This is a genomic window from Legionella lytica, assembly GCF_023921225.1.
GTDB lineage: Bacteria > Pseudomonadota > Gammaproteobacteria > Legionellales > Legionellaceae > Legionella > Legionella lytica.
Genome location: NZ_CP071529.1, coordinates 1 through 22,749 on the forward strand (window position 1 = coordinate 1; position 22,749 = coordinate 22,749).

The following is a 22,749-nucleotide window of genomic DNA, read 5'->3' on the forward strand; positions in this document are numbered from 1 at the left end:
ATGAAATTAAGTAATTTTAATGAAAGGAAAATCATGCTTGCCCCTCAAATCATAACTTATGGTACAGATAATCCAGAGCAGTTAATGGATAAATTTTATCAAGCAGGCAACGAAATGCTACTAACATTGCGAAATTTTGTTGTTAGCCCGGAGAAAAGAAAAAAACCAAGAACTTGGGGTGCTATTGAAGCGGCAAAAATGGTTAAGGTATCAGATCCTACTTTCAGAAAATTATTAGAATCAAGCGAAGAAATACCAGGCGTCGTTATAGAAGATTCAGAAAATGGACGAAAAACTAAAAAATATACTTTGGCTGCTATCAATGCTCTTAGAGACAAAGCCGGAACTAGATATATAAGACCCAAAGGCACGAAGTGTTTAACTATAGCTGTTTCTAACTTAAAAGGCGGTGTTGGCAAAACTGAAACTACTGTTGATTTAGGGAAAAAAATAGCAATAGAAGGCTTAAAAGTATTACTCTTGGATTTCGATGCACAAGGAACAGCAACTTTAATTAGCTCAGGATTAATTCCCGATTTAGAATTACGTTATGAAGATACAATAACCAATGTGTTAATTTCAAATCCTAATAACGTTAAAAACGTAATACTAAAAACACATTTTGATGGACTTGATATTATTCCCGCCAATTTAGCCATACAGGACTGTGATCTTATATTACCTAATGAAAAAGAAAATAATCATGAACGCTTAGGTTCTCCGTTCATACGGTTATCAGAAGCATTAAAAATTATTAAAAATGATTATGATGTGATTTTAGTTGATTGTGGTCCCAACCTTGGTTTACTCACACTTAATGCAATTATTGCATGTGATGGAATCATTATCCCTATTCCTCCAAGTATGAATGATTATTCGAGCTTTATTATGTATACAGCTACATTACGTAATATGTTCAAAGAGTTACCTCAAAAAAAATTGGAATATCTTCGAATACTTATTTCTAAACACAGTGGAAGTAATGAAGCATTACAAATGGAGAATATGATGCGCGAGCAATTTGGCCGATATATTCTTACAAACCATATGTGCGAAACAGTTGAAGTAGCAAAAGCAGCTAATGAGATTGGTACTATCTATGATGTTGCAAAACCACGTGGTAGCCGAGAAGCTTACCGCCGTGCTTTGCAACACTTGGATGATGTAAATCTTGAAATCATTAATAATTTTAAAGACATTTGGGATAAACAATCTCATGCATCCTTTGTAAGTGGAGAATAAAATGGATAACAGTAAACGTAATGTTCATAATTCTGGTCCTTTAGGTATGCTAATGAAGAGCGGTCAAGTAAAAAAAATAGAGGCTGACGAAGAAGGTCTTGCTTTAAAACAAGCAACTCCGAAAACCCCTTCTTATTTCAAAACGCAATCCGGTATTGAATTTGCTGAACAAGAGTTAATTTATGTTAATCCAGATGAATGTGAGCCTTGGAAATATGCCAATCGTCATGAAAGTGAGCTTGGTGATATTGATGGATTAATTGAATCAATTAAATCAAATAAACAATTACAACCCGCTTTAGTGAGAAATCATCCTGAACCTCATGGAAAAATAAAATATGAAGTGATCTTCGGTCGTAGACGTCATATTGCTTGTACCCGCCTGGGGATTCCTTTTCTTGTAATTAAAAAAAACATACCTAATGTTCAAGATGCGATTGCATCTCAAGATGCTGAGAATAAATTACGAAATAATGTTAGTAACTATTCTAATGCGATACTTTATAAGCGATTATTATTAGATAATGTATTTAAAACGGAAAAGGATTTGGCAGAAAGATTAAGAATATCTTATTCATCGTTTAACGATCTAATGGCTTATTCAAAAATTCCCGAAGATATAGTAAATACTATCCCTGATATACATGGTCTCTCAAAACAACTAGCTGTTAAGATTGTTCAATTACTTAATAAATCTAAAGACAATTATAACAAGATGCTTTCTATAGCTAACCAGCTAGGTAAGACAATCACCTCTCAAGCTAAGTTAGAAAAAATATTTGAGCAAAATATACTGACCCAAACATCAAGCAGCTCTAAATCATATACTTCGTTAAGAGGAAAAAAGTTATTTATATTTAAGGCTGATCGACGTGGACTTCCTTCTATTGTCCTTAATAAAGAAATTGCTAGTATTGTTAACGTGGAAGATATGTGTGAACACGTTTCACATTATTTAGAAAAAATTCTTGAGCAATCCGGATATCCGGATTGAAGGATAATCCGGATATCCGGATTGTTAAGTATGGAGAGATACATGAGAAGCGTGAACACTAATAAGAAGAGTCTAGAACTCAAAAAACATATTAACGCGATACATTGTTCTAATAGTCTATCGTTGGTTCAACGAAAGTTGTTTAACGCACTATTATACAATGCATATCCAGATCTACCTCACAAGCAACAGTTCGAAATAAGGGGAAAAGATCTATATCAACTAATTGGGTACAATAGCAACGATACAGCAAAACTCAAAGAGGCATTAATTGGATTAATAACAATTGCTATAGAATGGAATGTTATAGATTGCTCAACAGGGCAAGAAAAAAAATGGAAGGCCAGCTCAATATTAGCATCTGCAGAGCTGTCTAATGGAGTTTGTATTTATGAATACAGCCAAGTAATGAAAGATCTTATGTATCAACCTGAGATTTATGGTCAGATTAATGTTGAATTAATGTCAAAATTTAAATCTGGTTATGGATTAGCGCTTTACGAAAACTGTATTCGATACAAAGGGCTTAAACAAACACCATGGTTTCCCATTGATATTTTTAGGAAGTTGATGGGGGTTTTTGATGGGAAATATGTTGTATTTAAGGACTTTAAAAAAAGAGTTGTTGATGTAGGAGTTAATGAAGTTAATTCTGTATCGCCCATTCGTATTTATCCTGATATAGAACGAATTAACCAGAGGGTAACAAGAATTCGATTTAAACTGGAAACAAATATTAATGAATCGCCTATAGCACTAAGCGAATTAGCAGTTGATGATAAGTTAAAACCAGTTCTTATAAATACATTTGGGTTTTCATCTCAAATGGTTGATGAGACATATGAAAATTATGATACTGAATATATCAGAGAAAAAGTAGAAATGATTACTCAATCAGAAAGTTTTTCTTCAGGAAAAATTAGAGGGCTAGCTGGGTACTTAATGGAAGCATTGAAAAAAGATTACAAGCCAAGTAAATCAAGTAAAGTGATAATAAATGAACGCCGTAAAATCTCAGAGGCTAAAGAAAAAGAAATAAATGATAAGATTGAAAAACAAGAAGATCGTTATAAGCAATACGTTAATAAAAAGATAAATAATTATCTTATGAATTTGACGCAAGAGCAAAGTAACGATTTGATTCGCGAATTTGAGCTTTTTATAAAGGAAAATCAAAATACTATTTTTAAATGTATGTATAAAAAATATGGTTTAGAGCATCCTGCAACCAAGTCAGATTTCCATAGGTTTATAAAAGAAAATAAACAAAATGAAATAGGAACTATTATTTCTATGGAGGACTATATCGAATTAATTGATTAACTATATATGTATTATTAATTTTAAAGGTGGGACATTTGCAGGAAGTGAGCGATTTAATTGACAGATCCAAGCGTATCGTGGAGTTGCACCTTAAAACCGGCCCACTTAGCCCGCTAAAGCTCTTTTGATAAATTATCTTGGTGTCATCATATTTAACCTTTATGAGCGCATCTAATGGATCGCTAAATGCGACATAATCTCTCTTAAACGTTTTACGAATGCTTCAGCCATTCCATTACGTTCAGGGCTATAAGCAGGCGTGGCTCTCACATCAAAGCCAAGTTTCCGAGCAAATGCTGCTGTTTCGCGCTGTAGAACAAGATCCATTGTCACTAAGCCAATGTATTGGCTTTGCTAATACGTCTATTTGACAAAACGATATTCTATACTTCAAGTAGCAAGTGTAATCGTTCTACCATCTATGCCGATAGTTGATGAAATGTAACTAATAACCTCCCGGTCACAGGTATCCATAGCAAAGGCAACATGAACTCTTTCTCCATTAGCACACTGAATGATAAAGTAGTCAGAGCCCCAGCGCGTATTACTTTTAAAGTAAACACCTTACCCTCGTGAGATCGTGTTGGCTTTTTCTTAGGAGCCAAAAGCAATAAATTATTGAGCTTTATAATGCGATATACCCGTTTGTGATTCACTTTTAATGCAGTCAATGGTTAAGTAAAACAGTGACTCTTCGATAGCCATAGCTGCTGCGTTTGTCCGTGATTTCGCGATTATAAGGGAGCAGTTCATTGTCCTCGATTTTAACGTAATAAGTCCTTCGTGGTTCAATTTTTTTAAGCCTTTCTGTTAGATTTGAACGAGATACTTCTAGAGCACGGGATATAGCTCTTATTCGAAATCGCTTATTCCAAGCAAGGTTGCTTGCAGCGAGAACAGGTTTTTTCCCGGCCTAGCTTTACCGCTTCACTTAATTTTTCGTTCTCTATCGATTTTTGCCTAACATTTGTTTTAATTGCTTAATTCGCCTTTTGAGTTCATTCACCCCGCTTTGGGGTACAACAGATTTATCAGCCTTTACTCCAGTCAATGCACTGGTCTCCATTAATTTACGCCAGTAAAATAATTGGCTAGGTAGTATTCCATGTTTTCGGGCAACGTAAGATACCGTCGCCCTTGAATGGTAGGTCTCATGGACTATTTTGTTTTTCTAGGGAGTCCAACGACGTCGATTACTACTTGAATGGATTATTTCATTACATTCTAATGATGTCGTTATAGTCATATTCCTAGTCCTATTCCTAGTCGTTAATTTAAAACTAGGTGGACCGGTTTAAATGGGGGCACTATATGACGCTACCATATTTTGACATCATCGTTGCTAAATATGAAGGCCTAGCCTTTAGAGTCTTACTAAAACCAGTGGATTTCCCGTATTAATTTATACCAAAAAAAGATATAGAGAAGGTAATGTTCACAATTCCAAGTTGCTGAAAATAGCATTTTTTTGTGGAATTTACTTGTTGTGATAATATATAAAGCAGTTATTATTCAAATAAAAAGTCCACTATGGATATATAAATTACAATAATTATTAATAGATTTAAAAATACTGAGAAGTTACAAATTGATTCGTTCTCAAAAAATCCTGAGACAAAAGGATTCGCAGTCATTTAAGCGGTTAAACATTATGGAAAAAAAATGAATTTATTTAATGCTACTATAACAAGTTTCTATCATCCCACCAAAATTATATTTCTTGATGATAATCAAGCTTTTCTTGATGCTATGGCTTTAGGATTCCATGAACAAGATAATATATTTATGTTTACAACCCCAGAGGGAGCGATGGAGTTTATAAAAAATAGTAATACAAAAGAACCCCAACTTACAACTATGGAAGAAGAAAATAGCAATTTGGACCTTAGTACTAACTCGGTAACAACAACCAGCAACATGATTAATATGCTATACGATCCAACCAGATTTGATCATGTGGCTGTTTTAATTGTTGATTACTCAATGCCCTCCCTGAATGGAGTTGAATTTTGTAAACAATTTGGGGATAAATCAATATTCAAAATTTTAGTTACAGCCGAAGCTGATAAAGATATTGCTATTAATGCATTTAATGAGGGGATTATAGATAAATTTATTTTGAAGACTCATCCTAATTTATTAGAACAATTGAAAACATATATTAATGAGCTAAGGAATAAATTTTTTATTAATTTTTCAAAAAATACATTCGATAATTACAGTGAATCTTTAAAAGTCTTGCTAAAAAGTAAAACATATAAGGATTTATTTGAAAGAGTTGCAAAACAAAACCATGCTGTTGAATATTATTTAGTGGATCGAGTAGGTAGTGTTTTGTTCTTAACAAAAGAAGGAAATCCCATTTGGCTACTTATGTCTGATCAGAAAAAAATTAAAAGCCAAGTGGATTTACTAAGGGATTATGGCTTTCCTGATGAACTTATTATAGGAATAGAAAATAAGGAAACACTATTATTTTTATTTTCAGAAAATGAATATAAAGAAGAGATTACAAATTGGAAAAAATATATTTTTAAATCAAAAAAACTAAATGATGACTATAGTTTTAGTATAGTAAAGGGAAATTTAACCAAATCAATTGATTGGGATAAAGTAGCCTCATATATAAAGTAAATACTATAGTTTACTTAGTCTTTCCTGGAATATAACTTCTATTTTCGATATTTCTTTTTGAAGTGAGGTCATTGCTTTTTTAAATAAGTCAATTTGACTTTCAGTTATACTACTGTCAAAGCTTTTATCAACAAAATTAAAAGCTGACTTGCTAATACTACGTATAATAACAAATGAATTAGTAACTTCATGAATCAAATTTTTTTTATCTTCAAGGTTCATAATGATCTCTTATTTAAAAAGGTGGCGATTTGCCAACAATAGCTTTTATCCATGGTATCTCACCAAACTCTCTGGGGGAATAACCTGTAGCAAGATAAATTTCTGTAAACCCAAGTTCAAAAAGTTTTTTTGACTCGATTTCACCTTTAATATTATTACCAAGATCGGAGTCAATATAAATAATGGTATCTTTGCCATAATCATTAATTACACTAAGGAATTCGTCTAGCGAGGAATATAGTGCGATATTTTTAGCTGAGTTATTGGCCGCAAAAGCCCAAGTTGTACGCATCATTTCGTCGTTATCAATAAAAACCATACTGCTTTGATTCTCAATGCTTGGCAGCAGATTTATTTCAATATAAGGAACATAAGATTTGGGTATTATTTTAACACCAATATTTTCACAGCGAGTTCGTATAGTAATATCTTCAAAACTGCTCGTAACTAAAATAGCATTGTCATTTAATTTAAGTTCTTCTATAACGTCTAGACCATTTTTAGCATCACCAAGTAGCTCATAATCAACTAAATATAATACCTGTTTACAAAGCTCAAATTCATATTGTAATAATTCGGAAACATTATAAAAATGGATTATTTTAACGAAAGAAATATGAGAAAATCTTTGATCCCATGCTTCATGGATAGATAGATCGTCATCTAATACTACAATTTTAAAGCCCTTTTGAATATTCAATGAATCACAGAACCAGCTAGGAGGAAGACATCTATTTAAGCTGATTATAATTTTTGTACCAATATTTTTTTCCGAATGAATATGCATTTTACCATCAATTAACTCTAAATATTGTTTAGCATACGATAAACCAAAACCAGCACCGTTTTTTTTATTGAAGCTAAATCCTTGTTCGGTAATTTTAGGTAAAATATCAGGTGGAATACCACAGCCATTGTCTTCAATAATAATTTCAACAGCAGTATCATTGCATGTTAAGGAGATGACAACCGAACCCTGAGAATTAACTGCCTCAATACTATTATTGATAAGATTAGACAAGACTCGTTTAAAAGAGCCGAGGTTAATATTGGAAAAACAATTATATGAACAGTCCGATCCTTTTAAAACAATGCTAACATTGGACTTATAATATTCATATCGTTTTTCTGAAACGATATTATCTAAAACTACAAACAATAATTCTGGAAAGCTGTTGTTATCTGTATTGCAATCATGAAGGTCAGAAAAATTATCTTTTGTCTGTAAGAGTAGGTTATTAGCAATATCATTGATTCTTTTAGCAGCATTTCGAATCATAATTCGTTTATTTTCTGGAATTGATGCTACATCAGAAACTACGGTATTTATTGCCGCTAATGGTGACCTAATATCATGGGCTACCTGTGTTGTTAAGTTAATCATGGCTTGTTGAACGCGTTCCTTTTGTTCTTTGATTTCAAATGCATCGACAATGAATCTTTGCAAGAAAATAAATTCTTGGGTAGTAAAATTATCGTCAATATCGTTTTTTCGATTTTGCGCTAGCAAGGCTTCGACATTATCAGTGAGTTTTTTAAAAGGCGCTTCAAAACGTTTACCCATAATAATAGAGGAAATCACCACTATCACGGAATACATCATGACAAAAAGAGGTAAGCCTAGAAGAAGTTGTTTATTAATGGCAGAAAAGAAATAAGCGATCGTAAAGAACAACAAGAAGCTTAAAATGGAAGTTCCAAAAGACCAAAAAGCCAATTCATTTTTAATAGTATTGGTTCGACTAAACCAGTTTGTAATAACATAATTTTTGTTAGAGAGAATAGTAACCGTACCGAATAAAATAAAAATCAAGCCTAATAGCCATAATAACTCACCATAAATCAACAAACTGCTGGTTTGTGACAGAAAGGAATAATTAACAAAACAATCTCCTGATATCAGGGTAATAAACCCATATAAGGAAATTGATATACCTATGTTTTCTGAATAGATTAAACATAAGATGGCGAAATCAAAAATAATGAACTCATTCATAAAACTTAATACATGTGAAACTCCTTCCCAAGATAGGTAATGAAATGCATAATTTACGGATGAAAAAAACAAAAAAATAATCAAAAAATTAATGAGAATGAAAAATGGCAATGATTTGAAAAAGTGCGATAGATTAAAAATATCCTGAATTAATATTTTCGACAAAAAAATAATGAGAGAAGAAATCCAAAAAAGATAAGGGATGTACCCCACGGCAAATGGTAAAAAGGAAGCAGATAAAATGTGATTGTTGGAAAAATAAACAGTTAAGTAAAAAGTCAAATCATTCCAAAATAAGCTCACATTGGCCAGTACGAACCATTTTAAGATCCCTCGATCCTCAACATTTGTTTTGAAATATAGAGAGAAAATTGCTATTAATGTAAAAAAGTGTATTACAAACTCTACTTGAGCTGAAAAATTACTGATTTTCTCGGAGGATACTCGTTGTGATATTTGTAAAAAGAATAATCCCAACCAGAAAATGAAGGAAAATATAAAACCATAAGTTATATAATTAATCCGTTTAAAATACAAAGGCATTGAAAATTTGATTTAAAATTGATCGATGAGATGCTATGTTACCATGAATTTTGGTAAATTAAACTTGGATATTTTTAAGTTAAATAGAATCGTACCATTCAAAAAAAGGTTTTTTTATGCATAAAGAAGTCCGCATTGCCACCATACATGATTATAATTTTATTTATGATTCCTTGCGAGAGGATTTAGATGAACAAGGAGTTCTTCATCGCTTCAAGTATTCAAAAGACGACTTTAAAAAAATCATTTTTGGTGAAAAGCCACTGGCTATTTTTTTAATTCTTTTGATGGATAATCACCCTGCAGGCTTTGCAAATTTCTCCATTGATCACCGCAATTTTACCGCGAATACGTTGCCCAATCTTTATATTAATGATCTTTTTGTCAAAAAACCATATCGCCGCATGGGAGGCGCAACCTTATTAACCGATAAAATCAAAGAAATTGCGAAACAAGAACACTGTGGACGTATCGAGTTTTTTGTGCTTGCAGAGAATACGGAGGCTCTCGAATTTTATGCAAAGTCTTTAAAGAGTAAAATTATAAGTGATAGGCTTCATTACATGCGTTTAGAATTAGATAAGTAGCTGATTATGTAGGATCATCGAATGATACAATATCTTAACTGAAATTTATATTAGGAATCATTTTCTAAAAAAACTCTGCGAATCCAAATGATAGGGGCTGCAACTCGAACAACTATATTTTTTATTTCTTTTTTTACAAGGCTAGGGTTAGGGTTAAGGCACACAAGATTAAATGCATTTTGATGTTCTCCATGTCTTAGAATTCTGATATATATGTCATTATTATCGTCAATAATAATACATTCTTTTCCTATAGCATTTTCTATTTTATTGTATATTATCCCAGCAACATAGTTGCCAGGAAATAAAAGGGGCGCCATTCCATCATCCTTAACTATAGCGCTTACGGAGTTATGAAGCTCACTGAAAAGAAGTAATTCTTTAGCAATATGATTTTCATCCTTCTCCTGGATATCCAAATCTTTTGTTAGGTGAATAGCCTCCCGTCCTATTCCATGCATTAACCATGAATCAGAACAATATACATTAAGTTGCTTAGCACGTTTTGCAATTTTTTCAGCTCCTTGCTGGGTTAATCCTCCTCCCCATCCCAACTCCCATCCTTTTATAGCTGCTGATGTAATATCACTGTCTTCACAAAATTCATTTCTGGTAAGAGATAGAAGATGGTCACGGACAAATCTTATTCTTTTTCCGCGTGCTTCTGCACTGGATGGGGAGTCAAGCAACGAATTTTTCATATATATAAATGACTACGTTAGTGGTTTTATTAATAGCATATTATACCAATAGAGTTAAAAAAGCACCGCAAAAGCTACCTCGTAAGCATTTCAAATATTATGATCTTGTAATTAGAGGCTAATAATTCAATCAATTTAATACCTCAATGGTTAAAATTGAGTTGACATTTTAACCATTAATTGGTAGGATTTTATCCTACTTTTAAAAAAGGAATTTGATGTGAGTTTTTTTGGAGTTTATAGAAAAGCAAGAATAAATATTGAGCGCAGATTTAAGGGATTGCAGTATGCGCACACTTTATTAATAAAATCATTAATGACACTTGCTGATCCATTAACAGGAATAGTGACGAATATTACTTATAGTGATATTTCAGCATTATTAAAAGTCAGTAAAACCCCTGGAAGAATAGAGTCAGGCGCTCCTCAAAAACAAATTGTAAGAAACGCCAGTATCACCATTGAGAGAGAATTCAATGACTACTTTAAAGTGATTTCAGAAGGCCAATCGCTCAAATTCTTCTTTCCTGAGATGCCTAAAATTTTCAGTAAATTATTTAATAAAGCAGAAAATGGAAGCGCATCATGACCGTACTACGAATCCATAAAAAACAACAAAATTTCGTCATTCTCGATAAGACTTGTTTGAATGATGCCTCCTTGTCATGGGGCGCAAAAGGATTGCATGCTTATTTGATATCTTTACCAGATGATTGGAAAGTACAAGTATCTGATTTAAAAGAAAGAGCGAAGAACGGTAGAGATGCAGTTCGTGGTTTTCTTTGCGAGTTAGAACAAGTCGGTTACATTCAAAAATCGACCACCCGAGATAATACAAGCGGCCGTTTTGGTGGGATTGAATATCTTGTTTTTGAAGTTCCTGTACCGAAAAACCAACATTACGCACCAGAGACTGAAAAGCCGTCTTCGGTAAAAAATGAACAAAAAACACCGCGCCCTGGAAATCCGTCGCCGGAAAATCCGACGCTAATAAATAATAATTATATTAATAACAACAATATCAAAAGCGATGCAAAAACGCTTGGAAATAAAAACACCCCAAAAACCGTATCGCAAGATTTTTATCCAAGTCAAGAAACAATTGCAAAAGCAATTGCCTCAGGACATCACAACGCAACAGATACCCACATTATCCAAGAATTCATAGACAAAAATACAGCCTGGGGTAGTACCTTTGCTGACTTCAACCCTGTTTATTTAAGCTTTCTTGCACGTCATGCAGAACGTGAAGCAATGAGAGCAACAACGCCACCCAACCCTATTACAAGGAGCAGTAACAATGAGCGTACACCCCATAAAATCCACTCTATTGAGGAAGCCCTGGAAACAGTCAGAAAACACAATCCAAACGCCCGCGCCCCATCAGAAAGCGATCTGCCTCCAAGCCCCGAAGTCATTGAATTTGACTACGACGAATCACATCTCATGGCTATGGATGGAATTAACCAAGATTTACGGACCATTGTTTCTTACTAAATTTGGAATCCAAGACAATGGAACATGGTTTGAAGCACTAAAGGGATTAACTCCTAAAGCACTGGAGAGCGGAATGCAGCGATTAAACAATTTGGCGGGTAATGGGAAATTTGCGGAATACCCACCTAATTGCCTGCAATTTAAAGCATTGTGCTTGGCATTTTATGACGATTTAAAATTGCCTAAAGCTTCTGAGGCTTACTTGGAAATCAAGAACAGCGCCTACAAAGAAACATGTAACTGGAGCCATCCAATAACGGCGTTTATCGCACAACGATTGCCGGAGGATTTTTTCTTAATTGAGCAAGAAAGTGTGGCTTATACCGTATTTAAACCACTTTATGATCAGGTGAGCGACCTGGTGAAACAAGGCCATGAAATTCCAAAAAGCACGATGACGCAACGCGTTAGAAAAACCAGAAATCCAGAAGTGGCAAGAATGCATTTAAACCAAATCAAACAACGCATAGGAGTGTAAGAAGATGACCAACGTAACAGAAGAGTTACTAACCATGTTGCAACAATGTGCCAACAAACTCTTATTGGCATATGACGACACCTTAAGACCCGATGTTTGGGCGGCATTTGAAAAAACAGCCGATGCCTGTTCAGCCCTGGCTTTAAATCTACGTCCAAATACAACGATTCACTAACAACAAAGGAAAAACAATGAGCGCTGCTCTGATGTATTGTCACAAAAAATTTAGAAAAGCCTTGAACACCGCGCATGAGCGTAAAGATATTTATGAGGCGTTTCAGCAACTCGAACTCGAGATGAAGCAACTGGACCACTTGGTTCAAATTAACCTGTATTCAGCAGCGACTCAATTTATTGAAAGCTTGATGCAGGACCCAGAGGATTCAATTAATGCCGTGGAAGTGTTTGATTTAAGATGCCGAACCATCCTGGATTCACAATATAACACCTCCTACTACATCGTGCTTGGTCTTTGTGCGATTGCGATTGCTTGCGCCACACTGGCCGTTGGTGGTGCGCTGGGGGTCGGCATTGGTATGTTATCGGGTCTATGGCAAACGCCACTTCTTTATATGGCCTCCCTGATGGCTTATGAAGTACCCGCTCTGAGCGTTGCGGCCTTAAGTACAACATTAGGCCTCGGGACTGGGCTCATTTCTGCCTACTCATTTTTTAAAGAGCCAGGCGTGGTCACCGCCAAAAATCAGTGCATTGATGTGGTTGATACCCATTATTTAGCAGAGCCCGTACCTGAAGTAGAGCAAGAAGAGCCTGCTCGTGTAATGAATCACTAGAGAAAAGGTAAAACCCTCTTTAGATGAAGTGCACACCTTAGTGCATGAACTTGAAGCGGTTCTAACGAACGAAACACACCATTAATAAAGGAGAATACGATGTTGATTTTTACGAGACGAATAGGTGAAGCAGTAATCATCGGGGATAACGAAATTAATGTAACCATTTTAGGAATCAAAGGGAATCAGGTGCGCTTAGGATGCCAGGCTTCGAAAGAAATCCCTATTCATCGAGATGAGATTTACAACCGCATTCAGCTTGAAAAACATCAAGCCAATGCAGCACAGACCTTGTCGATTGATGAATCCATCATCAACCAATTAGAGGTGAAATTTAAAAAAAACGCACATCGTGAGCTTGCTCATTAATCATTGGAAATAAATCATAAGGAACGTAGTAATGAAACAGTACATAGTTCACGGTTTTAAAGTAATGAACCTCAGCGCATGTGTCGGGGCAATTGTCTTATTAACCAGCTGTGCGGCCACGCAAACTGCTTTGGAGCACCGTAATTTAGAAGTAAACACCAAGTTGAGTAAAACTATTTTTCTCGACCCCGTATCACCAGCACAAAAAACCATCTTTGTTGCAGTTAAAAATACCTCCGATGAGGATTTTGAATTGGGTAAACCATTAACTCAATCCCTAACCGCTAATGGATATCGTGTGGTAACCAATCCTAATCAGGCGCATTACCTGATTCAGGCCAATATTCTCAAGGTAGGTAAAATGAGTCGGTCTGCCTCGCAAAATGCACTGGGTGGGGGTTATGGTTCCGCACTGGCAGGTGCTGGAACTGGAGCGGCCTTAGGCGCATTTGGCAATTCTAAAACCATGCTTGCAGGAGGGATTGTAGGAGGTGTAGTGGGATTAGCCGCGGATTCCCTGATTAAAGAGGTCAATTACACGGTCATTACTGACGTTCAAATTTCAGAACGTGTAGGAAAAGGAGTCACCGTAAAGGAGCGCTTTAATTCCGCACTGGAAAATGGAACGGCATCCAGCACCCATCAAACCTCGTATAAACACAGTGATTATCAACGCTATCGAACACGAGTGGTGTCTAATGCCAATAAAATGAATCTATCATTTGCGCAAGCGCGTCCGGTATTAGAGCAAGGATTGGTTAAAACAATTTCAGGAATTTTTTAACACCACGGACATTTCCGTCCGTCCTTAAAAAGACATAAATGAACTAAAAAAGACCAGATATTGTGGTTGATGGGATTTTTTTACCTAAAAAAAGGAGGCGAAGGAAAATGAAACAAAATTTATACAAAAAAGCAGCTCTGTTTTTAAGTTCAGTCGTGTTGTCAGGTGCTGTATTTTCAGCATCTGTAGATAAAGATGAATTGGCTAGCGAATGCAAATATCTAGGGGCTAGTTTAAGTCAATTAGCCAATGCCAACACAAAAGAGCATTGTTCCATTGATGTGGGTTATTCAGGAGTCATGATGCAGCAAACAGCTACGTATATTAACGCGAACAAAATACAGTCCGCACTAGAAAACCTTGGCTTTGTGAATCGAACTTTGGAGCGTGTCCGTTCGCGTTACGAGGACTGCAGCTATTTTTCCTCGATGATGAAGCCTTACATAGAGAAAGTAACCAATCTAGGGTTTGAATTGGAATCAATTTTTCGTGCATCAGTAAATGAATAAGGAACGAAACATGAACGCGGGTAAATCATTGCTTAATTTTATGAACAAAGGGGCGCTTATGGTTCTTATGTTCATCATGTCACATAGTCTTTTTGCTAAAGACCTATTGGTTAATGCATTGGAAGGGGATGTAAAAGATACATTCTCCAGTGATGCGAAGTTTTGGGGGATCTTTATCTTAATCGACATTATTGCTGCTACAGCGCTTGCGGTTGCCGCGAGAAACCCCAAAGTATTTTTTGGTGTGTTCTTTATCGCGTTTATCCCAGGAGCGCTCCTTAAAATTTTTGTGTTTCACTAAAGGGGCATGCGATGAATCCAATGCACCATCCGTTTTTGAATCATATTGATGCACCTAAGCGATACCTCACATTGACCCTAGATGAGCTGGTTGTGGCCGGTATTAGTCTGTTGCTTTTTGCTTTTTTAAGTCAACGAATATTGGTGAGCATTCTAGGTTTTAGTCTTGTTAGTGGGCTACGAGCAATCAAAAAAGGACAGGGGCCTAAGGCCCTGCTTGTTTTGGCATATTGGTATTTACCCCATGCCATAACACAGTTTTTCCTGCCTAGATTACCAAAGTCGTATTACCGCGTATGGGTTGCTTAAGGAGATTAATATGGATTATCGAGTGTATCAAAATAAACTGAGTCAGCTGTCTGCACGATTTAACTTAATGGTGTGTCTGGTCTTTGGGTTACTCATTGCTAATGTGGTTTTGTCCTTTCTGGTCTATATGGGGTGGAATCGACACAGTATTGAAATAACCCCATTTTATGGTAGTCCTGGATACATTAAGAGTGCTCAACATGTCGATGAGAATTATTTAAGTCTTATGACTAAGAATTTTGTTTATGCCCGCCTTAATGTGACACCAGAAACCGTGCATTCAAATCATGAGCAGCTTTTAGCATTTGTTAATCCAAAACATTACGCTGATTTCGTTAAGACGTTGAATGCCGAATCGAAAATAATTAAAGCGCAAAAAATATCGTCAAATTTCTACATTACCCATATTTTTCCATCACCTCAAACCCTTACGGTCAAGGTAAAGGGACGTTTGGCGCGGTATGTGGGAATTAAACAAATAAGCGAAGAAGCCAAGGTCTACAAATTAGCATTTCGATATGCTCAAGGTCGCTTATCAATAGTCCAATTTGCAGTAGAAAAGGAAAACAAAAATGGTTAAAAAACTAAAGATTGCGCTTATTTTATTCTCTATGAATAGCTTTGCGCAGACAGCAGTTCCGGTTGCTAATAACGGGGAGATTAGCTTGTCTTTGAGTGCAAATAACTACAATAGAATTCTCATTAAAGATGATGAAATCTGGGATTTTGCATTCCCACCCGGCGCGTTAGGTATTCAACAAGACAAAGGGGACCATAGTGTGTATGTGCTCCCTGTAAGGGCTCCGGTCACTTTATTTATTACCACAAAACTAGGCCGCCACTATTCGCTTACAGTGAACACTGAGGATTCTTTAGGAAAAACCATTGAACTAATTCCTAAGGAACCCGTCCCTGTTCTTGCTAAAGAATCTCCGGTGAAAAAGCCTGAAAAAGTGCTTGAGGAAGAGGTGCCACAAGCAATTACTTCATTGCTGTCTCATATGGAACAGCATAAACCGTTTACTGATGTTGCCGTGAAGCGTCATTTTGGACGGGTGGAACGGTGGAATCGTGGTCTTACCTTGCAAATAAATGAAACGTGGGAAGGAAAAGAGCTTTTGGGAGAAGCAATCACGCTTCGAAATGGAGGAAAGCATCCGCTGCAGTTGGCGCAAGATTGGTTTGTAAAAGACGGCACTTTGGCTGTGAAATTTTCCAAATCAACAATTGCGCCTGGTGAAACAGCAACACTTTATCGTATTCAAGGGGTCGGGCATGGCTAACTGGCAACTGAATAAATTAGTTAAAAAAGTCCAAATCCGCCGTCTTCTTCTAATTGGTGGCAGTTTGATTATGGGATTTTTCGTTGTATTTGCGTTGATGGCGGGTGGGCATGCAAAGAAGAAACCTCAAGCCCAAGAATCCGCCGATCTGACCGGTATTATTGAAGAATCATTTACCGAAGAGGTGGCTCAAAATGCGTTAACAGCTCAACAAACCGAAGTGGAATTACTTAAAAAACAACTAAGTGAGTTAACACGCAACATAAAAAAAATGAATGAGGAACATCAGTTTGAATTAAAAACACAAAAAGACGAATTAAGTGCTCAATTAGCATCACTTGCTACGGCGAAACAGGAATCTGCAGAACGCCCAGAGGCTGAGTCGCAATTACCGAGCGAATTAAATCAGGCAAAAAATTCCGGGTTTTGGCACAGTGCGAATAGTTATGCCATGAATTCATTGAATCAGCTGGGTGAGGCAGTTCACTCGGATGCAGTACCTAAGATTCATGTGGTGTCATTTCGTCCTAAGCCTAAGCGACACAGTAATCATTATAAAAATTACCTTAATCCCAAGCACTATGTTCCCTCAAATACATCCGTAAAGGCGGTTATTTTAGGCGGTGCGGATGCTGACTCTTCGGTTAATGGTCAGGCGAAAGAAAATGGAGCCATGATATTTAAGTTTATCGAAGATGCACGATTACCCAATGGTCAACGTGCGCGGCTACATGGATGTCGTGTCAGTAGTTTTACTTACGGAGATATTTCCAGCGAGCGTGCTATTCCTTCTCTTTATAATTTATCGTGTGCATATCCTGGACAGCCAATCATTGACAAACGGGTTACTGGATGGGTTTTTTATAAAGGAAAAGTAGGGATTAAAGGCACTCCGGTCATGAAGGATGGCAAGGTCATGAAATGGGCCGGTTTAAGCGGAATCATTTCAGGAGTCACCTCTGCGGCACAATATGCGCAAAGTATGCAAAACATTAGTCCTATTGGGGCAACATCCATTATTCCTTCGGGAAATATTGTGCCTTATGCAGCATACGGAGGCGCATCCAAGTCAGGCGATATGTTGGCACAATACTACATCAAACGTGCAGAACAATACCATCCCATTATCCCTATTGGAGCAGGTAATGAAGTGACGGTTGTCTTTAAAGATGGTTTCTATTTAGAGCCTGATGAAGACAAACAAGAATATGCCAAAAAACAAGTTCATGAAGCACGAGAATTAGCACAAGAAGTGGTGCAAGAGGAGCATTCAAATCAAAACAACGAAATGAACTTCACGGTTCCTCCCCAAGTTTTAGGACGAATCGATGAGGTTAATGCGGCAAGTCGCATGGGTGCAGGAGAACGTCAATGAACGTAATTAGGTCCAGTTTACTATTTCTGATGGGTTTAGGTTGTGTTGGATGCAGCTCAATAAGTACCAATACCGCATGTAAAGCCACGGCAACAGACAGTTGTTTGACCATTGAGCAGGTTGATGACATGACGCGTTTTGCAGATGAGCTCGTGCCTTATGTTCGAAAAAAAGCATACTCCACGAAATTTAAGCATCACAGTCAAGTTGGGTCTGGGCGTGTCGTTCAAAAGAGCAACGGAAGTTCATTATGGGTTTCAAAATCAGTTAAGGGGAAATCATGGAGCTAAAAATCATGAAGTTAAGGGATAAGGCGCGTGCTACCTTTCATCGCCTGAGTCACGCTTTAGGCGAAACGGAGGGAGTTAAGCCCGACTCTTTGGCGGACATTTATCATGCGAACGAATCATTAAATCTTGATTTGCCTTCGTTTTCAAAACTACTCCCCTACGAGTCAGTCGATGAGAATGGATTTTTTGTTAATCGCAACTCAATTGGGTTTGGACTCATGTTATTGCCTATGCCGGGCGCAGACGAAACCTTGATAAATTCATTGGCTTCCATGTTTAAAAATAAGTTGACCTATGGAACCGATTGCACTTTCATGATGTACAAGCATCCTTGGTTGGCCGGTTCACTCCAAAATAACTTTGGGCCAATTCTTGAACGTGGAGGTATTTATGCAGAACTTGCACGAATGAGCATTAAATATCATCTGAATGCCATACACAACGGATATAAAAACAATCGAAATATTCCTGCGGCCCTCGCGGATTATCAATGTATGATTTTTATTTCGCGGAAAAAAAGTCCTGGTGTAGAACATGAGTTGGTCCAATTACGTCATGATTTTGAGTCCGAACTTAAAGTAGCGAGTTTTTGTTTCTCTCGCTGTGATGCTCAGGATTTTCAAGTGTTTTTACGTGCAGTCGTTTCTCCAAATTTTAATGAGTTCTCCTGGCCTGAAGTACATGATTCTTCGGATAGATTAAGTGACACAATCCCTCGACCTTCTACGGTATATAAAGGAGGAGCTAATGCAGTCAACGTTTCGGTGTCTGATGATGAGGGCGTGCTTCATAAATCACGGATCGTCAGTTGTGAAGTGGTTTCTTATCCCAAAAATTCCTTTCCGTTATGGCAAACTCCTGATTTATTTGCCAATGTGTTAAGACAAGAACAAGGCATACCCTGCCCCTTTTTATTGTCGTTCACCATTCGTGGGACCAGTCAGGAAAAAATGAAAGCGCGCGCTAAAAGTCGTGCTAGTTCTGCTGATGCGAATAACAATAGGGTGCAATCGTTTATTAATCCAGGGATAAGCGATGAGGCAAACGAGTGGGGATTTGTTCATGCGCAGGCCTCCAAAGGTGATCTGCATTTAATGCCCACGTTTTATAATTTAATTTTATTTACGGATGAAAAAGACGAGCGTCAACATGTCGCAAAAGCCATTTCATGTTATCGAAGCTTAGACTTTACCCTAATTAGAAGCCCCTGCATCCAATGGTTGCGATTTTTAGCAAGCCTCCCTTTTATGTTAACGGAGGGGCTTTTTTCACCTATGGAGCTCCTAGGGAAAACGAAACTATTAAGTCACTACAATGCGGCCAATTTAGCCCCTGTTGTGGCTGACTTTAAGGGGTCAAATCAAGGCTTGTTATTGCCTACTATACGTAATCAACTCTTTTATTTAGACATATTTGATGACAGGGCTTTGCCTATAACGAACTACAATCGATTAACTGTTGCAAGCACGGGTTCAGGTAAGTCGTTTTTTGAACAGGCCCAAATTTTGGATGGCTTATCACGGGGGCAGCAAATTTATGTCATTGATTTAGGGGGATCCTACAAACACTTATGTGACTTGGTTGGTGGAACCTATATTAATGCGAAAACACTCACATTAAATCCATTTACTTTATTTGACTTTGATGGTGTTACCGAACTTGAAGATGAAACGGTCAATGATTACACCCAAATCCGTGATTTATTAGCGATCATGGCTAATCCTCATGAGCCTATTAGTGAAGTTGAGCGTGCCTGGTTATTAACCGCGGTATTGAAAAGTTGGGAACAACATGGACGTAAGACACGAATGGATGATGTGTTAAATGCACTTCGTCATTTGTTGGAACATCCAGATTCAAAAAACGATCAACGCCTGAAAGATTTGCTTATTTTATTGGACAAATACGGAAGCAATGGAATTTATGGCCATATTTTTAATAGTGATACCCCCTTGCTTAATGGATCTAATTTTGTCGTTTTGGAGTTAGGAGATTTACAACGTGATCCAGAATTAATGAGCATTGTGATGTTTGTCATGATAGTCATTATTCAAGGGCAATTTTATAGTTCCGATAGAAAACGCCAAAAGCGTTGCATTATTGACGAAGCATGGCGATTTTTGGCTAATGGAACGAACCCAATTTGTGCCGCCTTTATTGAACAAGGATTTCGAACTGCGCGGAAACATATGGGGGGGTTCTCCGTCATTACTCAATTTCTTAAAGACACAGTCAGGACTGTTCAAGGAGCTGCCATTGCAGCCAGTGCAGATACTAAGATCATCATGCGACAAGGTGATTTTAAACGCTTCCTTACTAAAAACCCTGATTATTTCTCCTCTTTGGAATCCACGTTAATAGACTCGTTTGGCGAAGCAAAAGTACAAGGATATTCTGATGTCATGCTGCAATTTGGTTCAGTAAGTAGTTTTCATCGTTATTTTTGCGATCCGTTTTCGCGCATTTTGTTTTCTACCTCAGGGGAGGAGTACAGTGATATTGAAGCACTGCTAAATCAGGGTGTTCCAATGGCGGGAGCAATTAAGGAAGTCGCCTATAAATATTATGGAGCCGAACTATGCGCATAACATGGAAGTATGGTTTAGGCATTGGGTTGTTTGCTCTGGCTCTAGGTGTTGGAGGGATATGGAGCAGTCGACCCCAAGTGGTGCTTTTTGATACGGACCAAGTCCAGGCTCAACTAATTCGTCAATTGGCATTGCATCAGGCCACCGAGGCACAAATCGCTAATGCATCTAAAAAATTGAAAAGGATATTACCCAAAGTCATTAATGAGTACGCAACCAAACATCATGTTCTTGTGATTGAAAAGCACCGTGTTTTAGGTGGTGGTGTGGATGTGACTTCTGAACTCATGCTGATGTTGAGCACGGCGATGAGGAGCTCGGTGTGAGACGGATTCTTTTAGTAGGGCTTCTCTTTCTTGAGTGTTCTGCACTCAATGCGCACTCATTAGGTGTTGCGGGTGCGGTATTTCCAATCAAAGAGAAGAGTTTCCTTAAACTCATTTATGAACGCTTAACTCAGTTAAGCACTCAAGGAGCAATTGAGAAACTCAATCAACAATGGCTACAAACGGCTGCAGAACATGCAAATCGTCCCAAGCCATTGAGTTTAACCCGTGTGAGGTATTCACGTCGTCATGAGTACACACCTGAGCTGACCCTGACACAGGATATTAAAGACAGTACTGGAAGGATGCTGTATTCCAAAGGGACGCGAATCAATGCATTAGAGAAGCTTCCCTCCTATCAACCGTGTTGGTTATTTTTTAATGCAGATGATGAGGCTCAAATTCGTTGGGCCAAGAAAAAAGCATTAGGGTGTATTAACGCCAAATTCATTCTCACGGGTGGGGCCATTTCACAGGCCGAAAGAACGTTAAATGCGCCGATTTTTTTTGATCAAGAGGGCCGCATCACTCGAAAGTTACATATTGCTGGTGTTCCCGCGCGAGTGAGCCGATTGAATCATCATTTGGTTATTAATGAGGTCGCAATCAAGGAGAGCGGTGATGAGAATTAAGGGTGTTTTGATTGTTTTGGGGATGTTGTTCTCTTTCCAAATATCCAGTGCTCCATGTAAGGGACATTTTGTAAATCCCATTAAAGATGTGTGTTGGCGCTGTTTGTTTCCGCTTTCGATTGGAAATACCAAAATTGTTCACTCCTCTTTAGAAGATACTGACAATGCCAAATTACCTGTAGGCATGTGTCCAACGAACATCGGGATGAGGGTAGGGCTAAATATTGGGTATTGGGAGCCCATGGCATTAACGGATGTCACGGATACGCCTTATTGCTTGGTTAATTTAGGAGGAACCAAGCTCAATATCGGTCTTAAGTCGGCTCAAGGGGGCAGGCATGTTGTCGGAATGGGGCAGCAACATGCGTTTTTTCATGTGCATTGGTACAAGTACCCTTTAATTTATTGGTTAAATTTAACTACCTCGGTGGGGTGTTTGCAAGGAGGGGGTTTTGACATCGCTTATTTAACCGAGCTTGATCCAACATGGATGGATTCGGAAATGAGTTTTGTATTAAGTCCTGAATCCATCTTGTTTGGTAATCCCATTACGCAAGCTGCCTGTGCTGCTGACAGTTTATCGTCTACAGTGCGCAAAATGCCCATGGATAAGCTGTTTTGGTGTGCAGGAAGTCAAGGAACACATTATCCATTAACAGGACATGTGAATGCTCCGATATCTCCTGTACAAACCGCATTACTGCTGACTGAGCGCATGAATTATAAGATGCATCGAGAGTTTCTTCTATCTGATTCAAGTCCTGAGTCCGGGGCCATTTGTAAAGAGCAATATTACCCAGTCACCCCAAAATCACGATACCGCTATGAGTTGGTTAATCAAGTAGCCGATGGAAAACACTGTTATCCAACAGGATACAGCACCCTTGCTTGGGAGGCTGGGAAAATCAGAGCGGATAAACCCTCTCAATATGGGTTTTTAGTTTGGCGAAAACGTAACTGTACCTTTTTATAA

At 37.5% G+C, this 22,749-nt stretch carries 27 protein-coding genes and 1 pseudogene; 23 read left to right on the forward strand and 5 right to left on the reverse strand.

All coding sequences use genetic code 11. The features are described from left to right. The first annotated feature begins 33 nt into the window (after positions 1-33). The 3 genes from J2N86_RS15450 to J2N86_RS15460 are packed head-to-tail and all read left to right on the forward strand — an operon-like array spanning position 34 to position 3,559. Positions 34-1,242 (forward strand): ParA family protein, encoded by a 1,209-nt coding sequence (locus J2N86_RS15450; protein ID WP_252582835.1) that lies wholly within the window; start codon positions 34-36, stop codon positions 1,240-1,242. Position 1,243: 1 nt separating this feature from the next. Next, positions 1,244-2,236, forward strand: coding sequence for a ParB/RepB/Spo0J family partition protein (locus J2N86_RS15455; protein WP_252582793.1), 993 nt, complete (start codon positions 1,244-1,246; stop codon positions 2,234-2,236). A gap of 42 nt (positions 2,237-2,278) precedes the next feature. Further along, positions 2,279-3,559: a replication initiation protein gene (locus tag J2N86_RS15460; RefSeq protein ID WP_252582794.1), complete on the forward strand. Its 1,281-nt coding sequence runs from the start codon at positions 2,279-2,281 to the stop codon at positions 3,557-3,559. Between the two features lie 171 nt (positions 3,560-3,730). Here J2N86_RS15460 and J2N86_RS15465 read toward each other — a convergent pair whose 3' ends face one another. Both J2N86_RS15465 and J2N86_RS16325 read right to left on the reverse strand, forming a co-directional pair. Next, entirely contained in the window at positions 3,731-3,886 is a 156-nt protein-coding gene (locus J2N86_RS15465; protein WP_252582795.1) for a hypothetical protein, read from the reverse strand. Positions 3,887-4,505: 619 nt separating this feature from the next. Beyond that, entirely contained in the window at positions 4,506-4,721 is a 216-nt protein-coding gene (locus J2N86_RS16325) for a transposase (RefSeq protein WP_407659014.1), read from the reverse strand. A 500-nt stretch (positions 4,722-5,221) separates the two neighbouring features. Here J2N86_RS16325 and J2N86_RS15470 point away from each other — a divergent pair, with 500 nt between their 5' ends. Continuing rightward, positions 5,222-6,193 (forward strand): response regulator, encoded by a 972-nt coding sequence (locus J2N86_RS15470; RefSeq protein ID WP_252582796.1) that lies wholly within the window; start codon positions 5,222-5,224, stop codon positions 6,191-6,193. Positions 6,194-6,196: 3 nt separating this feature from the next. Here J2N86_RS15470 and J2N86_RS15475 read toward each other — a convergent pair whose 3' ends face one another. Further along, positions 6,197-6,415: a hypothetical protein gene (locus J2N86_RS15475; RefSeq protein WP_252582797.1), complete on the reverse strand. Its 219-nt coding sequence runs from the start codon at positions 6,413-6,415 to the stop codon at positions 6,197-6,199. A 13-nt stretch (positions 6,416-6,428) separates the two neighbouring features. Then, entirely contained in the window at positions 6,429-8,411 is a 1,983-nt protein-coding gene (locus J2N86_RS15480; protein ID WP_252582798.1) for a sensor histidine kinase, read from the reverse strand. A gap of 659 nt (positions 8,412-9,070) precedes the next feature. Between J2N86_RS15480 and J2N86_RS15485 the strand changes: the two genes are divergently transcribed. Continuing rightward, a complete protein-coding gene (locus J2N86_RS15485; protein ID WP_252582799.1) occupies positions 9,071-9,541 on the forward strand; it encodes a GNAT family N-acetyltransferase in 471 nt (156 codons plus the stop codon). Between the two features lie 50 nt (positions 9,542-9,591). Here J2N86_RS15485 and J2N86_RS15490 read toward each other — a convergent pair whose 3' ends face one another. Beyond that, positions 9,592-10,242 carry a hypothetical protein gene (locus J2N86_RS15490; protein ID WP_252582800.1) on the reverse strand — a complete coding sequence of 217 codons (651 nt, stop codon included), beginning with the start codon at positions 10,240-10,242 and terminating at the stop codon, positions 9,592-9,594. 220 nt (positions 10,243-10,462) lie between these two features. Here J2N86_RS15490 and J2N86_RS15495 point away from each other — a divergent pair, with 220 nt between their 5' ends. The 18 genes and pseudogenes from J2N86_RS15495 (at position 10,463) to traU (ending at position 22,749) form a co-directional block, all read left to right on the forward strand. Further along, the gene (locus tag J2N86_RS15495) at positions 10,463-10,831 is read left to right on the forward strand and encodes a hypothetical protein (protein WP_252582801.1); all 369 of its coding nucleotides are present in this window, start codon (positions 10,463-10,465) and stop codon (positions 10,829-10,831) included. Beyond that, the gene (locus J2N86_RS15500) at positions 10,828-11,739 is read left to right on the forward strand and encodes a hypothetical protein (protein WP_252582802.1); all 912 of its coding nucleotides are present in this window, start codon (positions 10,828-10,830) and stop codon (positions 11,737-11,739) included. The genes J2N86_RS15495 and J2N86_RS15500 overlap by 4 nt, the downstream gene beginning before the upstream one ends. A 73-nt stretch (positions 11,740-11,812) precedes the next feature. Next, entirely contained in the window at positions 11,813-12,217 is a 405-nt protein-coding gene (locus tag J2N86_RS15505; protein ID WP_252582803.1) for a hypothetical protein, read from the forward strand. Between the two features lie 4 nt (positions 12,218-12,221). Beyond that, positions 12,222-12,392 (forward strand): hypothetical protein, encoded by a 171-nt coding sequence (locus tag J2N86_RS15510; RefSeq protein ID WP_252582804.1) that lies wholly within the window; start codon positions 12,222-12,224, stop codon positions 12,390-12,392. 16 nt (positions 12,393-12,408) lie between these two features. Further along, entirely contained in the window at positions 12,409-13,011 is a 603-nt protein-coding gene (locus tag J2N86_RS15515; protein WP_252582805.1) for a hypothetical protein, read from the forward strand. Positions 13,012-13,110: 99 nt separating this feature from the next. Further along, a pseudogene (csrA, locus tag J2N86_RS15520) lies at positions 13,111-13,290 on the forward strand (carbon storage regulator CsrA); the annotation flags it as partial. A 121-nt stretch (positions 13,291-13,411) separates the two neighbouring features. After that, positions 13,412-14,164, forward strand: a complete 753-nt coding sequence (locus tag J2N86_RS15525) for a complement resistance protein TraT (protein ID WP_252582806.1) — start codon at positions 13,412-13,414, stop codon at positions 14,162-14,164. A 107-nt stretch (positions 14,165-14,271) separates the two neighbouring features. Next, on the forward strand, positions 14,272-14,673 hold the full coding sequence (locus J2N86_RS15530; RefSeq protein ID WP_252582807.1) for a hypothetical protein: 402 nt from the start codon (positions 14,272-14,274) through the stop codon (positions 14,671-14,673). 10 nt (positions 14,674-14,683) lie between these two features. Beyond that, the gene (locus J2N86_RS15535) at positions 14,684-14,974 is read left to right on the forward strand and encodes a hypothetical protein (protein WP_252582808.1); all 291 of its coding nucleotides are present in this window, start codon (positions 14,684-14,686) and stop codon (positions 14,972-14,974) included. Positions 14,975-14,985: 11 nt separating this feature from the next. Further along, positions 14,986-15,282, forward strand: a complete 297-nt coding sequence (gene traL / locus J2N86_RS15540) for a type IV conjugative transfer system protein TraL (protein ID WP_252582809.1) — start codon at positions 14,986-14,988, stop codon at positions 15,280-15,282. 10 nt (positions 15,283-15,292) lie between these two features. Further along, positions 15,293-15,862 carry a type IV conjugative transfer system protein TraE gene (gene traE / locus J2N86_RS15545; protein ID WP_252582810.1) on the forward strand — a complete coding sequence of 190 codons (570 nt, stop codon included), beginning with the start codon at positions 15,293-15,295 and terminating at the stop codon, positions 15,860-15,862. Beyond that, entirely contained in the window at positions 15,855-16,565 is a 711-nt protein-coding gene (traK, locus tag J2N86_RS15550; protein WP_252582811.1) for a type-F conjugative transfer system secretin TraK, read from the forward strand. The genes traE and traK overlap by 8 nt, the downstream gene beginning before the upstream one ends. Further along, on the forward strand, positions 16,558-17,940 hold the full coding sequence (locus J2N86_RS15555) for a TrbI/VirB10 family protein (protein ID WP_058532924.1): 1,383 nt from the start codon (positions 16,558-16,560) through the stop codon (positions 17,938-17,940). Before traK ends, J2N86_RS15555 begins: the two co-directional genes overlap by 8 nt. After that, the gene (locus J2N86_RS15560; protein ID WP_252582812.1) at positions 17,937-18,230 is read left to right on the forward strand and encodes a conjugal transfer protein; all 294 of its coding nucleotides are present in this window, start codon (positions 17,937-17,939) and stop codon (positions 18,228-18,230) included. The genes J2N86_RS15555 and J2N86_RS15560 overlap by 4 nt, the downstream gene beginning before the upstream one ends. Continuing rightward, on the forward strand, positions 18,221-20,818 hold the full coding sequence (traC, locus tag J2N86_RS15565) for a type IV secretion system protein TraC (RefSeq protein WP_252582813.1): 2,598 nt from the start codon (positions 18,221-18,223) through the stop codon (positions 20,816-20,818). Before J2N86_RS15560 ends, traC begins: the two co-directional genes overlap by 10 nt. Then, the gene (locus J2N86_RS15570) at positions 20,809-21,144 is read left to right on the forward strand and encodes a TrbI F-type domain-containing protein (protein WP_252582814.1); all 336 of its coding nucleotides are present in this window, start codon (positions 20,809-20,811) and stop codon (positions 21,142-21,144) included. The genes traC and J2N86_RS15570 overlap by 10 nt, the downstream gene beginning before the upstream one ends. Further along, a complete protein-coding gene (gene traW / locus J2N86_RS15575) occupies positions 21,141-21,776 on the forward strand; it encodes a type-F conjugative transfer system protein TraW (protein ID WP_058532920.1) in 636 nt (211 codons plus the stop codon). Before J2N86_RS15570 ends, traW begins: the two co-directional genes overlap by 4 nt. 22 nt (positions 21,777-21,798) lie before the next feature. Continuing rightward, positions 21,799-22,749: a conjugal transfer pilus assembly protein TraU gene (gene traU, locus J2N86_RS15580; RefSeq protein ID WP_407659015.1), complete on the forward strand. Its 951-nt coding sequence runs from the start codon at positions 21,799-21,801 to the stop codon at positions 22,747-22,749.

What these genes read in the sequence shown, in the direction of transcription:
- J2N86_RS15450 (WP_252582835.1), top strand. Translation starts at nt 34, where the DNA reads ATGCTTGCCCCTCAAATCATAACTTATGGTACAGATAATCCAGAGCAG.
- J2N86_RS15455 (WP_252582793.1), top strand. Translation starts at nt 1,244, where the DNA reads ATGGATAACAGTAAACGTAATGTTCATAATTCTGGTCCTTTAGGTATG.
- J2N86_RS15460 (WP_252582794.1), top strand. Translation starts at nt 2,279, where the DNA reads ATGAGAAGCGTGAACACTAATAAGAAGAGTCTAGAACTCAAAAAACAT.
- J2N86_RS15465 (WP_252582795.1), bottom strand. Translation starts at nt 3,886, where the DNA reads ATGGATCTTGTTCTACAGCGCGAAACAGCAGCATTTGCTCGGAAACTT.
- J2N86_RS15470 (WP_252582796.1), top strand. Translation starts at nt 5,222, where the DNA reads ATGAATTTATTTAATGCTACTATAACAAGTTTCTATCATCCCACCAAA.
- J2N86_RS15475 (WP_252582797.1), bottom strand. Translation starts at nt 6,415, where the DNA reads ATGAACCTTGAAGATAAAAAAAATTTGATTCATGAAGTTACTAATTCA.
- J2N86_RS15480 (WP_252582798.1), bottom strand. Translation starts at nt 8,411, where the DNA reads ATGAATGAGTTCATTATTTTTGATTTCGCCATCTTATGTTTAATCTAT.
- J2N86_RS15485 (WP_252582799.1), top strand. Translation starts at nt 9,071, where the DNA reads ATGCATAAAGAAGTCCGCATTGCCACCATACATGATTATAATTTTATT.
- J2N86_RS15490 (WP_252582800.1), bottom strand. Translation starts at nt 10,242, where the DNA reads ATGAAAAATTCGTTGCTTGACTCCCCATCCAGTGCAGAAGCACGCGGA.
- J2N86_RS15500 (WP_252582802.1), top strand. Translation starts at nt 10,828, where the DNA reads ATGACCGTACTACGAATCCATAAAAAACAACAAAATTTCGTCATTCTC.
- J2N86_RS15505 (WP_252582803.1), top strand. Translation starts at nt 11,813, where the DNA reads ATGCAGCGATTAAACAATTTGGCGGGTAATGGGAAATTTGCGGAATAC.
- J2N86_RS15510 (WP_252582804.1), top strand. Translation starts at nt 12,222, where the DNA reads ATGACCAACGTAACAGAAGAGTTACTAACCATGTTGCAACAATGTGCC.
- J2N86_RS15515 (WP_252582805.1), top strand. Translation starts at nt 12,409, where the DNA reads ATGAGCGCTGCTCTGATGTATTGTCACAAAAAATTTAGAAAAGCCTTG.
- J2N86_RS15525 (WP_252582806.1), top strand. Translation starts at nt 13,412, where the DNA reads ATGAAACAGTACATAGTTCACGGTTTTAAAGTAATGAACCTCAGCGCA.
- J2N86_RS15530 (WP_252582807.1), top strand. Translation starts at nt 14,272, where the DNA reads ATGAAACAAAATTTATACAAAAAAGCAGCTCTGTTTTTAAGTTCAGTC.
- J2N86_RS15535 (WP_252582808.1), top strand. Translation starts at nt 14,684, where the DNA reads ATGAACGCGGGTAAATCATTGCTTAATTTTATGAACAAAGGGGCGCTT.
- traL (WP_252582809.1), top strand. Translation starts at nt 14,986, where the DNA reads ATGAATCCAATGCACCATCCGTTTTTGAATCATATTGATGCACCTAAG.
- traE (WP_252582810.1), top strand. Translation starts at nt 15,293, where the DNA reads ATGGATTATCGAGTGTATCAAAATAAACTGAGTCAGCTGTCTGCACGA.
- traK (WP_252582811.1), top strand. Translation starts at nt 15,855, where the DNA reads ATGGTTAAAAAACTAAAGATTGCGCTTATTTTATTCTCTATGAATAGC.
- J2N86_RS15555 (WP_058532924.1), top strand. Translation starts at nt 16,558, where the DNA reads ATGGCTAACTGGCAACTGAATAAATTAGTTAAAAAAGTCCAAATCCGC.
- J2N86_RS15560 (WP_252582812.1), top strand. Translation starts at nt 17,937, where the DNA reads ATGAACGTAATTAGGTCCAGTTTACTATTTCTGATGGGTTTAGGTTGT.
- traC (WP_252582813.1), top strand. Translation starts at nt 18,221, where the DNA reads ATGGAGCTAAAAATCATGAAGTTAAGGGATAAGGCGCGTGCTACCTTT.
- J2N86_RS15570 (WP_252582814.1), top strand. Translation starts at nt 20,809, where the DNA reads ATGCGCATAACATGGAAGTATGGTTTAGGCATTGGGTTGTTTGCTCTG.
- traU (WP_407659015.1), top strand. Translation starts at nt 21,799, where the DNA reads ATGTTGTTCTCTTTCCAAATATCCAGTGCTCCATGTAAGGGACATTTT.